This is a genomic window from Achromobacter sp. 2789STDY5608615 (genome assembly GCF_001298995.1).
GTDB classification, from domain to species: domain Bacteria; phylum Pseudomonadota; class Gammaproteobacteria; order Burkholderiales; family Burkholderiaceae_B; genus Achromobacter; species Achromobacter insuavis.
In genome coordinates, this window is sequence record NZ_CYTY01000031.1 from 66,459 (window position 1) to 80,126 (window position 13,668).

Genomic DNA, 13,668 nt, shown 5'->3' on the forward strand with positions numbered 1-13,668 from the left:
GCTGGGCAAGGACTCGCACGCGGTCGAAGGGTTGTGGCAGGCCATGTATCAGGAAGCCCTGCTGCAGGGGCGCCAGGGCACGGTGATGCGCGCGCTCAGCGCGCTCGACATCGCGCTGTGGGACCTGAACGCCAAGACCGCGGGGCTGCCGCTGCACAAGTTCCTCGGCGCGGTCGAGCTGGAGTCGGTGCCGGCCTACGCCAGCGGCGGCTACTACCTGGACGGCAAGACGCCGCAGCACCTGGGCGAGGAAATGGCCAGCTATGTCGCCAAGGGCTTTGGCGCCGTCAAGATGAAGACCGGGCGCCTGTCGCCGCGCGAGGAAGAGGCGCGGCTGAAGGCGGCGCGCGAGGCCGTCGGGCCGGACGTCGAGCTGATGATGGACTGCAACAACGCCTGGCAGGACGTGACCCAGGCCATGCAGTACATCCGCCGCTTCGAGGAGTACGAGCCGTACTTCATCGAAGAGCCGTTCGGCCCCGACGACATCGACAGCCACGCCAAGCTGGCGCGCCTGACGCACCTGCCTATCGCCACCGCCGAGATCGGCTACGGCCGCTGGTATCACAAGGAGCTGCTGGACAAGGGCGCGGCCGGCATCCTGCAGACCGACGCGGCGGTGTGCGGCGGCATCACCGAATGGAAGCGCATCGCGGCGACCGCGGCGAGCTACGGCGTGGTGGTGTGCCCGCACTGGTTCCACGACGTGCACGCGCCGCTGGTGGCCGCCACGCCCAATGCGCGTTATGTTGAATTTTTCTGGGACGACCAGGTCCTGAATTTCCGCAAGCTGGTGGACCGCCAACTGACCCACAAGCAGGGTCGCGTGGTGTTGCACCAGGAGCCGGGGTTGGGATTCGGTTTCGATGAACGCATGGTCGAACGCTACGGCAAGTGGACCCGTATCGGCCGCTGACAGGAGAGTCTTCATGAGCACACGAGCCGCGGGCCGGCCGCAAGGCGTCTATTCCCCGGTCCTCACGCCCTTCAACGCGGATCTGTCGCCCAGCGCGCCGCGCTTCGTCGGGCATTGCCGCGCGCTGCTGGAACAGGGCGCGGGGCTGGCGATCTTCGGCACCAACTCCGAGGCCAATTCGCTCAGCGTGGCGGAAAAGCGCCATCTGCTGGATGCCTTGCTGGATGCCGGCCTGCCGGCCGCGCGCATGATGCCCGGCACCGGCGCCTGCGCGCTGCCCGACGCGGTGGAGCTGACCCGCCACGCGGTCGGCGCCGGCTGCGGCGGGGTGCTCATGCTGCCGCCGTTCTACTACAAGGGCGTCAGCGACGAGGGTCTGTTCCGCGCCTTCGCCCACGTGATCGAACGGGTCGCCGACGAGCGCCTGCGCATCTACCTGTATCACATCCCGCCGGTGTCGGGCGTGCCGATCAGCCTGGGCCTGATCGACCGGCTGCTGGGCGAATTTCCCGGCATCGTCGCCGGCATCAAGGACAGTTCCGGCGACTGGGCCAACACCCAGGCCATGCTGCGCGACTTCCAGCCGCGCGGCTTCGACGTGTTCGCCGGCACCGAAACGGTGTTGCTGGAAACCATGCGGGCGGGAGGCGCGGGCTGCATCACCGCCACCGGCAACGTCAATGCCGGCCCGATCGTCGCGCTGTACCGGTCGTGGCGCGAGGCCGGCGCCGAGGACCGGCAGCGCGCCCTGAACGAGACCCGCGCCATCTTCCAGTCGTACCCGATGATCCCGGCCATGAAAGCCGCGATCGCGCAGCGGCGCAACGATCCGGTCTGGGCCACGGTCCGGCCGCCGCTGGTGGAGCTGGACGCCGCGCAGTCGGCGCAACTGGCCCAGCGGCTGGCGGCGCCCGCGGCCTGACCGCGTCAGCAGGACCCGCAGGACGCCGCGGCCCAGCCGGCCGCGGCGGGCAAGGCTTACCAACAGTCGCCGGGCATGGACCCGGCGCGCGAGGAGACAACCATGCAACGTAGGGAATTCATTACCGGCGCCGCGGCGCTGGGGGCGGCGCTCGTCCTGCCATCGGCCAGGGCGCAGCAACCGCTGCCGCCGGGGCCGGTCAAGATCGTGGTGGGATTTCCGGCGGGCGGCGGCACCGATGTGCTGGCGCGCCTGCTGGGCCAGAAGCTGGGCGTGATGTGGGGCATCCCGGTGATCGTCGAGAACCGCGCCGGCGCGGCCGGCATCATCGCCGCCGAGCAGGTGGCGCGCCAGCCGCCCGATGGCAACACGCTGCTGATGGCGCATGTCAACAGCCACGGCATCGCGCCGGGCCTGCAGCCCAAACTGGCCTATTCGGCCGAGCGCGATTTCTCGCCGATCGCGCTGGTGGGCAAGACGCCGACGCTGCTGATCGGCGGCGCGGCGCAGCCGGCCAAGACGCTGCCCGAGCTGGTGGCGCTGTGCCGCGCGCAACCCGGCAAGATCATCTTCGGTTCGGCCGGCAGCGGGTCGGCGCAGCACCTGGCGCTGGAGATTTTCAAGGCCCGCGCCGGCATCGACGTGCTGCACGTGCCCTACAAGGGCTCGGCGCCGCTGATGAACGATCTGCTGGGCGGCCACGTGCAGTATTGCTTCGAGGGCATGACCACGGCCACGCCTTTGATCCAGTCCGGCAAGGTGCTGGCGCTGGCGCAGACGCTGCAGCAGCGTTCCAAGAGCCAGCCCGACGTGCCGACGGTGGCCGAGCAGGGCTACCCCGGGTTCGAGGCCAGCATCTGGTTCGGCATGGTGGGTCCGGCCAAAATGCCCGCCGACATGATCGCGCGCATGAACCAGGACATCGACCGCGTCCTGGCCATGGCCGACGTGCAGGAAAAGCTGGCGCAGGTTGGCGCGGAAGACGGCGGCGGCAGCGTGCAGCGCTTCGCCGACTTCATGCGCGACGAGCAGCGCAAGTACGCCAAGACCATCCAGGACGCGAAGATCGTGGCCGAGGGGTAGGGCGGGATTAGGGGAAAATACCGCGGCAAGCGTGCAAAGAAAAAGGCCAATCCCGAGGGATTGGCCTTTTTTGAATACTGGCGGAGAGGGTGGGATTCGAACCCACGGTACGGGGATACCGTACGCCTGATTTCGAGTCAGGTACATTCGACCACTCTGCCACCTCTCCGTGGCTGGGTTCCGCAACGGTGAAATTCCAGTGACCGGTATCAGGGGCGAGCCCATCAGCGGTTCCTGGTTTCCCACGATCAGATTCCTGGTCGGAAGAATCTGCGTTGTCGGAGCAGCGAAGCCCGCAATTCTACAGCAAAAAAAACTTTTGTGTAAAGCCTTTCGATGTCGGGCGCTTCAGACGGTTTCCCCGGCTTTCCCGTTGGGCAATCTTTGCGCAGAATCGGACTGTCTCGATCCGCACGCCTCGCGCCGATGAATCTGATCCTCATCCTGTTGCTTGCCGCCGTCCTGTGCGTGCCGCTGACCCAGCGGCTGGGGCTGGGCGCGATCCCGGGCTACCTGCTGGCCGGCGTGCTGGTGGGGCCGTCGTGCCTGAAGCTGGTGACCGACGTGGGCGACATGGTCAATGTGTCGCAGTGGGGCGTGGTGATGATGCTGTTCATCATCGGCCTGGAGCTGGCGCCGCGGCGCCTGTGGGCCATGCGCCACGAGGTGTTCACGCTGGGGGCGTCGCAGATGCTGGCCTGCGGGCTGCTGCTGGGGCTGGTGTTCGGCGCCGCGCTGCGCCACCTGGCCGGCATGGGCTGGCAGGCGGCGGTGCTGTGCGGGCTGTCGCTGGCCCTGTCGTCCACCGCGGTGGCCATGCGGCTGCTGGAAGAGCGCGGCCTGACGCGCACGCCGATGGGGCGCTCGGCGCTGGGGGTGCTGCTGTTCCAGGACATGGCGGCGATCCCGATGCTGGTGGCGGCCGGGCTGCTGGGCAGCGGCCAGGCGTCGGAGCCGTCGTTCAAGGAGGCGCTGGTGGCGGTGGCGGTGGTGGCGGTGGCCTACCGGCTGCGGCTGCTGGGCTGGGCGGCCAAGGCGCAGTTGAAGGAATTGTTCACCGCGGCGGCGCTGCTGATGGTGATCGGCGCCGCCCAGCTGTTCAACTACGCCGGCCTGTCGGCGGGCCTGGGCGGCTTCCTGGTGGGGGTGCTGATGGCCGAGTCGCGCTATCGCGACGAACTGGAAAACGCCATCGAGCCGTTCAAGGGGCTGCTGCTGGGCCTGTTCTTCGTCGCGATCGGCATGTCCGTGAACCTGCACGTGGTGGCGGATCACTGGGCCTTCATCCTGGCGGGCGTGACGGCGCTGCTGCTGGTCAAGGCGCTGGTGCTGTACGGCTTCGCGCGGTTCCTGGGCCTGCCGCGCTATCACCGCCTGCTGTTCGCCATGGTGCTGGCGCAGGGCGGTGAATTCAGCTTCGCCATCTTCAACGAGGCCTGGAGCAACCGCCTGATGGACCTGGACCAGCGCGACGTGCTGGCGGTGGTGGTGGCGGTGTCGATGGGCGTGGTGCCGATCCTGATCAAGCTGCTCGAGCGCGTGCCGGAGCGCCTGGGGGGCATGGCGGACCTGCCGGCGCCGCCGCCCGCCGAGACGGCGCAGGACCGGTCGGATTCCGCGCCGCCGCCGCGCCAGGCGGAGCCGCCGGATTCCCCGTCGCCGCGTCCTTGACCCCGCGCCGCGTGGGGGCATGGCATGATGGGCGCCTTGCCGGGCAGCTACACTTGACGCTGTTTTTCAGCCCGTGTTTCGCCCACGGCGCCGGCCGGCGCGTTCCGGCCGCCGCCCGCCTTCCGCGCCCCGCCACAGGAGAACATCTATGCTCAAAGGAAAAGTCGCAGTCGTCACCGGTTCCACCAGCGGGATCGGCCTGGGTATCGCCACCGCGCTGGCCGCGCAGGGCGCCGATATCGTCCTGAACGGCTTCGGCGACGCCGCCGAGATCGAAAAGGTGCGCGCCGGCCTGGCCGCCCAGCATGGCGTCAAGGTGCTGTACGACGGCGCCGACCTGTCCAAGGGCGAGGCCGTGCGCGGCCTGGTCGACAACGCGGTGCGCCAGATGGGCCGCATCGACATCCTGGTCAACAACGCCGGCATCCAGCACACCGCGCTGATCGAGGACTTTCCCACCGAAAAATGGGACGCCATCCTGGCGCTGAACCTGTCGGCCGTGTTCCATGGCACCGCCGCCGCGCTGCCGCACATGAAGAAGCAGGGCTTCGGCCGCATCATCAACATCGCCTCGGCGCACGGCCTGGTGGCCTCGGCCAACAAGTCGGCCTACGTCGCCGCCAAGCACGGCGTGGTGGGCTTCACCAAGGTGACCGCGCTGGAAACCGCCGGCCAGGGCATCACCGCCAACGCCATCTGCCCGGGCTGGGTGCGCACGCCGCTGGTCGAAAAGCAGATCTCGGCGCTGGCCGAAAAGAACGGCGTCGACCAGGAAACCGCCGCGCGCGAACTGCTCAGCGAAAAGCAGCCGTCGCTGCAATTCGTCACGCCCGAACAACTGGGCGGCACGGCCGTCTTCCTGGCCTCCGATGCCGCCGCGCAAATCACCGGCACGACCGTCTCCGTCGATGGCGGCTGGACGGCGCGCTGATCAAAGGAATCTCCGAATGCTGTTTCTGCTTTCCCCCGCCAAGAAGCTGGACTACGACTCGCCGGTGCACGTCGAGACGCACACCCAGCCGCTGTTCGTGGACCAGGCCGCCGGCCTGATCAAGGTCCTGAAGACCAAGACCGCGGACGACATCGCCGAACTGATGAGCCTGAGCCCGGCCCTGTCCGAGCTCAACGTGCAGCGCTACGGCCACTGGAAGCGCACCTTCACGCAGGCCAATTCGCGCCAGGCCGTGCTGGCCTTCAATGGCGACGTGTATGAAGGCCTGGAGGCCTCGACGCTGTCGGCCAGGCAGCTGGACTGGGCCCAGGAACACGTGGCCATCCTCAGCGGCCTGTATGGCGTGCTGCGGCCGCTCGACCTGATGCAGCCGTACCGCCTGGAAATGGGCACGCGCCTGGAAACGCCCAAGGGCAAGAACCTGTACGAATACTGGGGCAGCGGCATCGCCGACTACCTCAACGAGCGCCAGGCCGGCCAGAAGGCGCCGGTCATCGTCAACCTGGCGTCCGAAGAGTATTTCAAGTCGGTCGACCTGAAGGCGCTCAAGGCGCGCGTGGTGCAGTGCGTGTTCCAGGACTGGAAGAACGGCGCCTGGAAGATCATCAGCTTCCACGCCAAGCGCGCGCGCGGCCTGATGGCGCGCTACGCCATCCTGCACAAGGTGTCCAAGCCCGAGGGCCTGCACGGCTTCGACCTGGAAGGCTATCAGTACGACGCCTCGGCCTCCACCGAAAACAAGCTGGTGTTCCGCCGCAAGCTCTGAGCGATCCGGACGCGCCAGGTAAAAAGCCGGCCCCTGATTGGGGCCGTTTTTTTTTGTGCTGGAAACGCGCGTGGATGCGTCAGGCCGGCGCCGCCACCGGCGGCGCGTGCTGCGGATCGGCCAGCGCGTGCAGCTCCTGGCGGATCATGTGGGTGGCCTTGAGCATCTGCTTGACCGGATAGACCAGCGCCGCCTGTTCGCCTTCGGTGTCGAACTGGGTGGGCAGGTCGGCGGGCGCCTGCGCGCGGTTCTCGTCCAGCAGGTCGACCATGCCGGCCAGCGCCCGCTGCACCGCCTCGGGCGTGGCCGGCAAAGCGGCCAGGATGGGAATGGCGGCGGTGATCTGCGAGGCCAGCACGTGGTTCTGGATCAGCAGGTTGTTCAGTTCTGGCACGCTGACCTGGTGCGACTTGGGCTCGCTCATCATGCGGTAGAAGGCCTCGGCGAAATTGCTGAAGGCGATGTGCACGTTCTTGCGCGCCAGGCGCCAGGCCAGGTCGGCGTCGGTGACCGCGGGCGTCGCGTCGGCGGCCGCGCCCACCGGCGCGCCATGCGTCTGCATCGCTTCCACGTAGCGCATGCCGGCCATCAGGTATTCCCGGTTGGCGCGGGTGGCGGCCGCCGCCAGCGGCTTGAGGTAGCGCGCCTCCCACCACGGCAGGATGTAGCTGCACACCAGCGCCAGCGCGCAGCCGATCAGCGTGTCGATGGCGCGTTCGCCGATCACCGACATCGACACCGTGCCGGGCGAGACGAAGTGGAACACCAGCACCACGAACAGCGTGTTGAAGATGGCGCTGGCCATGTAGTTCAGCTGCACCATGCTGTTGCCCATGATGCAGGCGCCCATCAGCACCGCGAACAGGATGGCGGGCTTGTCGGTGACGTTGAACAGCAGCAGCGCGCAGATGCAGCCGATCAGCGTGCCCATCAGGCGCCAGCCGTTGCGCTGGCGGGTCAGCGCGAAGCCCGGCTTCATGATGATGACGATGGTCAGCATGATCCAGTAGTTGTGCGCCGAGAACGCCGGCGACAGCCAGCGGCTGGCCAGCGTCATGGCGATGGCGGCGGCGGCCGTCACGCGCAGCGCATAGCGGAAATGCGGCGAATCCAGCCGCAGGTTGCTGGTCAGCAGGCCGACCCGGAATTCCTGGCGCGAGATGAAGCGCGTCAGCGACTTGTTGATGCGCAGCACGTCGGTGGGCTGGGCGTGGGGCGAGGCGGCGGTGTGGTCGGCCAGCCGGTCGACGATGCGGGCCGAGTTGCGCAGCCGCCGCAGCACCTGCACGATCAGCGCCAGCATTTCCGGCTCGCGCTCGCCCAGGCCCTGCTGCTTGAGCTGTTCGATCTCGTATTCGATGGCGCGCAGCTCGGCCTTGGCGCTGCTGCGGTACTGCACCTTGCGGCCGCGCGACACGTCCAGCGCGATGCGGTTCAGCTCCAGCGACATCTTCACCAGCGCGTCGCGCATGAATATCAGGCAGTCGTTGCCGGCCAGCGCGCGCCGCAGCGCGGCGTAGTCGGTGTGGGTGGCCACCAGCGTGTCGAGCAGTTGCAGCATGTCGACGAACATGTTCCAGATCATCACGCGGCGGCGGTCGCCCAGGCCCTTGCCGCGGGGCAGGGCGCGCAGCACCATGTCGCGCGCGGCCTGGTGCTTCTCGGTCATGATCGACTGGCGCTGGATCAGGTTGCGGTAGGCCTCGTCCAGGTCGGCGGTCTCGTCGTAGAACGCGGCGCGCGCGGCGACATAATCGGCGGTGGCGAACAACGCCACCGACATCGCCTGCTGCTCCTCGCGCAGCCAGAACAGGCGCGAGAACCCCAGGCTGAAGGCCACGTAGAACAGCGCCCCGCCCAGGGTCGCGGCGGCGTGCGCCAGCACCTCGTGGGCCTCGAGCGGCGAATGCATGGTCAGCGTCATCAGCAGCAGGCCGGCAAAGCCGATCAGGCCGCCGCGCTTGCCGAACACCGTGAACATGGAATAGACGAAGCACTGCGCGATGACCACCAGCCAGATCAGCACGGGATGGGTCGAGGCCAGGCCGGTGATGATGACGGTCAGCGTGCCCAGCGCCGCGCCGCCCAGCATCTCGTTGGTGCGATGCCGCTGCGGGCCGCCGGGCTGGTCGATGATGGCCAGGCACTGGGCGCCGAAGGTGGCGACCAGGCCGGTGGTGTAGTGGCCGAACAGTCCGCCCAGCACCAGCACCGGCAACAGCATGCCGACCCCCTGGCGCACCCCTCCGAAGAAGTAGTGGCTGTAGAGGAAGCGGCGAATGCTGGCAATGCGCAGATCCATGGGCGGCGGGGCTCGGTTCCGGGTGACGCGTCAAGTATAGAGAGGCTGGCGGCGTTTTAGGGGTCGGATGGTTACCAGACTTTCCCGCAGTGGCCGGCGCGACTTCCGTGCAACGTCCGCGAAACCTCGATTTGCTAGCTTTGACGCAACGCGGTAAATTGCTCCACTTGCGCCGGTCTGCCTATCCGAAACCGGTGCGATGAGGCGGATGGCCAGGGTCACCTCCCAGCCATCCTGCAGCAGATACATTTGCCGTTGGCCGCGCCACAAGCGTGTGTTGCCAAGGCTTCCATTTCGACCTCCAGCGTCCCCCAGGGGCGTTAGCACTGCGTTCTGTCGAGCGTGTGCCGGGTCGGCAGGGTGTCCGGGTGGCGTGGCTCCGTGAGCCGCTAAGCGCCGGATCATGTTGCCGTAGCCGGTATGGGTTCAGTTGCCGCCGTATCCGGGCGCGCAGCAGTCAGGGTTGCAGGGCCGGTTTTGAAAGGAAAGACAACATGGAAATGAATGGCGCCGATATCGTCGTGCGCTGCCTGGCCGATGAAGGCGTGGAACACGTTTTCGGCTACCCTGGCGGCGCGGTGCTCTACATCTACGACGCGATTTTCAAGCAGGACAAATTCCAGCATATCCTGGTTCGTCACGAGCAAGCCGCCGTGCACGCGGCCGATGCCTACTCGCGCTCGTCGCAGAAGGTCGGCGTCTGCATCGTGACCAGCGGTCCGGGCGTGACCAATGCCGTCACCGGCATCGCCACCGCCTACATGGACTCCATCCCCATGGTCATCATCAGCGGGCAGGTGCCCACTGCGGCCATTGGCGAGGACGCCTTCCAGGAATGCGACACCGTCGGCATCACCCGTCCCTGCGTCAAGCACAACTTCCTGGTGCGTGACGTCAAGGACCTGGCCGAAACCATGCGCCGCGCGTTCTACATCGCGCGCACCGGCCGTCCCGGCCCGGTGCTGGTGGACATCCCCAAGGACATCACCGTCGCGCAGTGCAAGTACACCCCGCCCAAGGGCGAGATCTCGATGCGTTCCTACGCGCCCGTCAACAAGGGCCACCAGGGGCAGATCAAGAAAGCCGTGCAGATGCTGCTGGCCGCCGAGCGGCCGATGATCTACACCGGCGGCGGGGTCATCCTGTCGAACGCCGCGCCCGAGCTGAACAAGCTCGTGTCGCAACTGGGCGCTCCCTGCACCAGCACCCTGATGGGCCTGGGCGGCTTCCCCGCCAGCAGCGGCCAGTTCGTCGGCATGCCCGGCATGCACGGCACCTACGAGGCCAACATGGCGATGCAGCACTGCGACGTGCTGCTGGCCATCGGCGCCCGTTTCGACGACCGCGTGATCGGCAATCCCAAGCACTTCGCCCAGAACGCCCGCAAGATCATCCATATCGATATCGACCCGTCGTCGATCTCCAAGCGCGTGCGCGTGGACGTCCCGATCGTCGGCAACGTCAAGGATGTGCTGGCCGACCTGAGCGCGCAGTACGAGGCCGCCGCCGCCGAGCGCAAGCCGGCTTCCATCGCCAAGTGGTGGGAGCAGGTCGAGACCTGGCGCGGCAAGGAATGCCTCAAGTTCGCCAATTCGGACGAGGTCATCAAGCCGCAGTACGTGGTGGAAAAGCTCTGGGAAGTGACCGGCGGCGACGCCTTCGTCACCTCCGACGTGGGCCAGCACCAGATGTGGGCGGCGCAGTACTACAAGTTCGACAAGCCGCGCCGCTGGATCAACTCCGGCGGCCTGGGCACCATGGGGGTGGGCCTGCCCTACGCCATGGGCGTGCAGATGGCCAATCCGGGTCATGACATCGCCGTGATCACCGGCGAGGCCTCGATCCAGATGAACATCCAGGAACTGTCGACCTGCGCCCAGTACCGCCTGACGCCCAAGATCGTCTGCCTGAACAACCGCTTCCTGGGCATGGTCCGGCAGTGGCAGCAGATCGACTACGGCTCGCGCTACTCCGAGTCGTACATGGATTCGCTGCCCGACTTCGTCAAGGTGGCCGAGGCCTACGGCCACGTGGGCCTGCGCATCGAGCGCCCGGCCGACGTCGAGCCGGCGCTGCGCGAAGCGTTCAAGAAGCACAAGGAGCGCCTGGTCTTCCTGGACTTCATCACCGACCGCACCGAAAACGTGTGGCCGATGGTCAAGGCCGGCCGCGGGCTGACCGAAATGCTGCTCGGCTCTGAAGACCTGTAAGGAGGCCACCATGAAGCACGTGATTTCCGTCCTCCTCGAAAACGAGCCCGGCGCGCTGTCGCGCGTGGTCGGCCTGTTCTCGGCGCGGGGCTACAACATCGAGACCCTGACCGTGGCGCCCGCCGAGGACGCCACGCTGTCGCGCATGACCATCGTCACGACCGGCTCGGATGAAGTCATCGAGCAGATCACCAAGCACCTGAACCGCCTGGTGGACGTGGTCAAGGTCGTGGACCTGACCGAAGGCGCGCACATCGAGCGCGAGCTGATGCTCGTGAAGGTGCGCGCGGTCGGCAAGGAACGCGAGGAAATGAAGCGCATGGCGGACATCTTCCGCGGGCGCATCATCGATGTGACCGACAAGTCCTACACCATCGAATTGACCGGGGTGCAGGAAAAAGTACAGGCCTTCCTGGAAGCCCTGGACCGCAGTGCCATCCTTGAAACCGTGCGCACCGGCGTGTCCGGCATCGGCCGCGGTGAACGGATTCTGAAGATTTGACCGGCCTTCCAGGCCAAGCCGCACCCTACATACGAACCAACGAATATCCAAGATATCTGGAGCACCCCATGAAAGTTTTCTACGACAAAGACTGCGATCTCTCCCTCATCAAAGGCAAGACCGTTGCCATCATCGGCTATGGCTCGCAAGGCCACGCGCACGCGCAGAACCTGCATGAGTCGGGCGTGAAGGTCATCGTCGGCCTGCGCAAGGGCGGCGCCTCGTGGAACAAGGCCGCCAACGCCGGCCTGGAAGTCAAGGAAGTGGCGGACGCCGTCAAGTCGGCCGACATCGTCATGATGCTGCTGCCCGACGAGAACATCGCCTCGGTCTACAACAAGGAAGTGCACGCCAACATCAAGGCGGGCGCCGCCCTGGCCTTCGCCCACGGCTTCAACGTCCACTACGGCCAGGTCGTGCCGCGTGAAGACATCGACGTCATCATGATCGCCCCGAAGGCCCCCGGCCACACGGTGCGCAACACCTACAAGCAGGGTGGCGGCGTGCCCCACCTGGTGGCCGTGTACCAGGACAAGTCGGGCGCCGCGCGCGACGTGGCCCTGTCGTACGCCAGCGCCAACGGCGGCGGCCGTGCCGGCATCATCGAAACCAACTTCCGTGAAGAAACCGAAACCGACCTGTTCGGCGAACAGGCCGTGCTGTGCGGCGGTACCGTCGAACTGATCAAGGCCGGTTTCGACACGCTGGTGGAAGCCGGCTACGCGCCCGAAATGGCGTACTTCGAGTGCCTGCACGAACTGAAGCTGATCGTCGACCTGATCTATGAAGGCGGCATCGCCAACATGAATTACTCGATCTCGAACAACGCCGAGTTCGGCGAGTACGAAACCGGCCCGAAGATCGTCACCGACGAAACCCGCAAGGCCATGCGCCAGTGCCTGACGGACATCCAGACCGGCGAATACGCCAAGAAGTTCATCCTGGAAAACGCCGCCGGCGCCCCGACGCTGACCTCGCGCCGCCGCATCAACGCGGAATCGCAGATCGAAGTGGTGGGTGGCAAGCTGCGCGCCATGATGCCCTGGATCGCCGCCAACAAGCTGGTGGACAAGTCCAAGAACTGATTCCGGTTTCCGCGCGGGGCTTGCGCCCCGCGCGCACCGGCCGAAAGCGGCATGCCTCGCGAGGGCATGCCGTTTTTATTTGCGCAGAAAGTGCGCGAAGGCGGGCGCGCCGCCGGGGCGCGGGCGGGCTTTTCGCGCCGGCGGGGCCGGATCGCGGCGGGCATGCCCCTTGCTGCGGCCCGTTGTGGGGCCAGATGAGTTAACCTTTCAATGTCTGTCGTAAGTAATTGAGACCATGCCCAATTTTTCCATGCGCGATTCCGAGAACCGCCACCGAAGCATCTACCTGCTGCCCAACGCATTCACCACCGCGGCGTTGTTCGCGGGGTTCTATGCCGTGGTGCAGGCCATGAACAACCGCTTCGAGGTCGCCGCCATCGCCATTTTCGTGGCCATGGTGCTGGACGGCATGGACGGCCGGGTGGCCCGCCTGACCAACACCCAATCGGCCTTCGGCGAGCAATACGACTCGCTGTCCGACATGACCTCGTTCGGCGTGGCGCCGGCGCTGGTGATGTACGAATGGATCCTGAACGACCTGGGCCGCTGGGGCTGGCTCGCGGCGTTCGTCTACGTGGCCGGGGCCGCGCTGCGCCTGGCGCGCTTCAATACCAATATCGCGGTGGTCGACAAGCGCTACTTCCAGGGCCTGCCGAGCCCGGCCGCGGCGGCGCTGGTGGCCGGCTTCGTGTGGCTGGCGGTCGACAACAAGCTGCCGATCCACGACAGCGTGATGGCCTGGGTCGCGTTCACGCTGACCATGTACGCCGGCATCACCATGGTGTCCAACGCCCCGTTCTTCAGCGGCAAGAGCTTCGCCCTGGGCCGCAGCGTGCCGTTCTGGGGCATCCTGCTGGTGGTGGCGGTGTTCGTGTTCGTCTCCAGCGATCCCCCGGTGGTGCTGTTCGGCCTGTTCGTGCTGTACGGCTTTTCGGGCTGGGTCATCTGGGCCTGGCGCTGGAACCGCGCCCGCCGGCTGCAGCAGGAACGGCGTGGCCAGTCGTCCTGATCCGGCGCTGCCAAGAAAAAACCCGCCTTTCGGCGGGTTTTTTCTTGGGCGGCCCGGGAAGGATCAGCGCCACATGAAGCGGTCGTCGTCGTACATCGGGTCCGGACCAGGGTGGAAGTGGGTCACCCCGGTGCCGTCGCGTCCCATGTAGACATACATCAGTGAATTCCAGACGCTGTTCTCCTTGTAGCGGTACGACCAGATGACCTCGCGCTTCTCGCCCAGGCCGGCCTGGTCGATGCGGGCCGGG

General features: G+C 66.7%; 11 protein-coding genes, 1 tRNA gene and 1 pseudogene. 10 read left to right on the forward strand and 3 right to left on the reverse strand.

The window, feature by feature from the left end; all coding sequences use genetic code 11:
• The 3 genes from AOZ49_RS23240 to AOZ49_RS23250 all read left to right on the forward strand — a co-directional run.
• Positions 1–916, forward strand: a 916-nt coding sequence (locus AOZ49_RS23240; protein WP_082380556.1) for a mandelate racemase/muconate lactonizing enzyme family protein, incomplete at its 5' end; no start/stop codon positions are given.
• A gap of 13 nt (positions 917–929) precedes the next feature.
• Positions 930–1,838, forward strand: a complete 909-nt coding sequence (locus tag AOZ49_RS23245; protein WP_054433064.1) for a dihydrodipicolinate synthase family protein — start codon at positions 930–932, stop codon at positions 1,836–1,838.
• A gap of 102 nt (positions 1,839–1,940) precedes the next feature.
• Complete coding sequence (locus tag AOZ49_RS23250) at positions 1,941–2,921, forward strand: Bug family tripartite tricarboxylate transporter substrate binding protein (protein ID WP_054433065.1); 981 nt, start codon at positions 1,941–1,943, stop codon at positions 2,919–2,921.
• A gap of 78 nt (positions 2,922–2,999) precedes the next feature.
• Here AOZ49_RS23250 and AOZ49_RS23255 read toward each other — a convergent pair.
• Positions 3,000–3,090: transfer RNA gene (locus AOZ49_RS23255), tRNA-Ser, on the reverse strand.
• 257 nt (positions 3,091–3,347) lie between these two features.
• Between AOZ49_RS23255 and AOZ49_RS23260 the strand changes: the two genes are divergently transcribed.
• The 3 genes from AOZ49_RS23260 to yaaA all read left to right on the forward strand — a co-directional run bounded on the left by AOZ49_RS23260 (position 3,348) and on the right by yaaA (position 6,310).
• Entirely contained in the window at positions 3,348–4,592 is a 1,245-nt protein-coding gene (locus tag AOZ49_RS23260) for a cation:proton antiporter domain-containing protein (RefSeq protein WP_054477980.1), read from the forward strand.
• Between the two features lie 148 nt (positions 4,593–4,740).
• Complete coding sequence (locus AOZ49_RS23265) at positions 4,741–5,523, forward strand: 3-hydroxybutyrate dehydrogenase (RefSeq protein ID WP_049071820.1); 783 nt, start codon at positions 4,741–4,743, stop codon at positions 5,521–5,523.
• A gap of 16 nt (positions 5,524–5,539) precedes the next feature.
• Positions 5,540–6,310: a peroxide stress protein YaaA gene (gene yaaA / locus AOZ49_RS23270; protein WP_054477982.1), complete on the forward strand. Its 771-nt coding sequence runs from the start codon at positions 5,540–5,542 to the stop codon at positions 6,308–6,310.
• Between the two features lie 79 nt (positions 6,311–6,389).
• On the opposite strand, the gene AOZ49_RS23275 is transcribed toward yaaA, so the two are convergent.
• Complete coding sequence (locus AOZ49_RS23275) at positions 6,390–8,612, reverse strand: FUSC family protein (protein ID WP_054477984.1); 2,223 nt, start codon at positions 8,610–8,612, stop codon at positions 6,390–6,392.
• 440 nt (positions 8,613–9,052) lie between these two features.
• Between AOZ49_RS23275 and AOZ49_RS23280 the strand changes: the two genes are divergently transcribed.
• The 4 genes from AOZ49_RS23280 to pssA all read left to right on the forward strand — a co-directional run bounded on the left by AOZ49_RS23280 (position 9,053) and on the right by pssA (position 13,418).
• A complete protein-coding gene (locus AOZ49_RS23280; protein WP_255353706.1) occupies positions 9,053–10,822 on the forward strand; it encodes an acetolactate synthase 3 catalytic subunit in 1,770 nt (589 codons plus the stop codon).
• Between the two features lie 10 nt (positions 10,823–10,832).
• Positions 10,833–11,324, forward strand: a complete 492-nt coding sequence (ilvN, locus tag AOZ49_RS23285; protein ID WP_054477988.1) for an acetolactate synthase small subunit — start codon at positions 10,833–10,835, stop codon at positions 11,322–11,324.
• Positions 11,325–11,392: 68 nt separating this feature from the next.
• Positions 11,393–12,409 carry a ketol-acid reductoisomerase gene (gene ilvC / locus AOZ49_RS23290; RefSeq protein ID WP_054433454.1) on the forward strand — a complete coding sequence of 339 codons (1,017 nt, stop codon included), beginning with the start codon at positions 11,393–11,395 and terminating at the stop codon, positions 12,407–12,409.
• A 235-nt stretch (positions 12,410–12,644) separates the two neighbouring features.
• A complete protein-coding gene (pssA, locus tag AOZ49_RS23295; protein WP_006389119.1) occupies positions 12,645–13,418 on the forward strand; it encodes a CDP-diacylglycerol--serine O-phosphatidyltransferase in 774 nt (257 codons plus the stop codon).
• Between the two features lie 63 nt (positions 13,419–13,481).
• Here pssA and AOZ49_RS23300 read toward each other — a convergent pair.
• A pseudogene (locus AOZ49_RS23300) lies at positions 13,482–13,668 on the reverse strand (hypothetical protein); the annotation flags it as partial.

Excerpts from the sequence above, each read along its gene's own strand:
- AOZ49_RS23245 (WP_054433064.1), top strand. The coding sequence starts at position 930 with ATGAGCACACGAGCCGCGGGCCGGCCGCAAGGCGTCTATTCCCCGGTC.
- AOZ49_RS23250 (WP_054433065.1), top strand. The coding sequence starts at position 1,941 with ATGCAACGTAGGGAATTCATTACCGGCGCCGCGGCGCTGGGGGCGGCG.
- AOZ49_RS23260 (WP_054477980.1), top strand. The coding sequence starts at position 3,348 with ATGAATCTGATCCTCATCCTGTTGCTTGCCGCCGTCCTGTGCGTGCCG.
- AOZ49_RS23265 (WP_049071820.1), top strand. The coding sequence starts at position 4,741 with ATGCTCAAAGGAAAAGTCGCAGTCGTCACCGGTTCCACCAGCGGGATC.
- yaaA (WP_054477982.1), top strand. The coding sequence starts at position 5,540 with ATGCTGTTTCTGCTTTCCCCCGCCAAGAAGCTGGACTACGACTCGCCG.
- AOZ49_RS23275 (WP_054477984.1), bottom strand. The coding sequence starts at position 8,612 with ATGGATCTGCGCATTGCCAGCATTCGCCGCTTCCTCTACAGCCACTAC.
- ilvN (WP_054477988.1), top strand. The coding sequence starts at position 10,833 with ATGAAGCACGTGATTTCCGTCCTCCTCGAAAACGAGCCCGGCGCGCTG.
- ilvC (WP_054433454.1), top strand. The coding sequence starts at position 11,393 with ATGAAAGTTTTCTACGACAAAGACTGCGATCTCTCCCTCATCAAAGGC.
- pssA (WP_006389119.1), top strand. The coding sequence starts at position 12,645 with ATGCCCAATTTTTCCATGCGCGATTCCGAGAACCGCCACCGAAGCATC.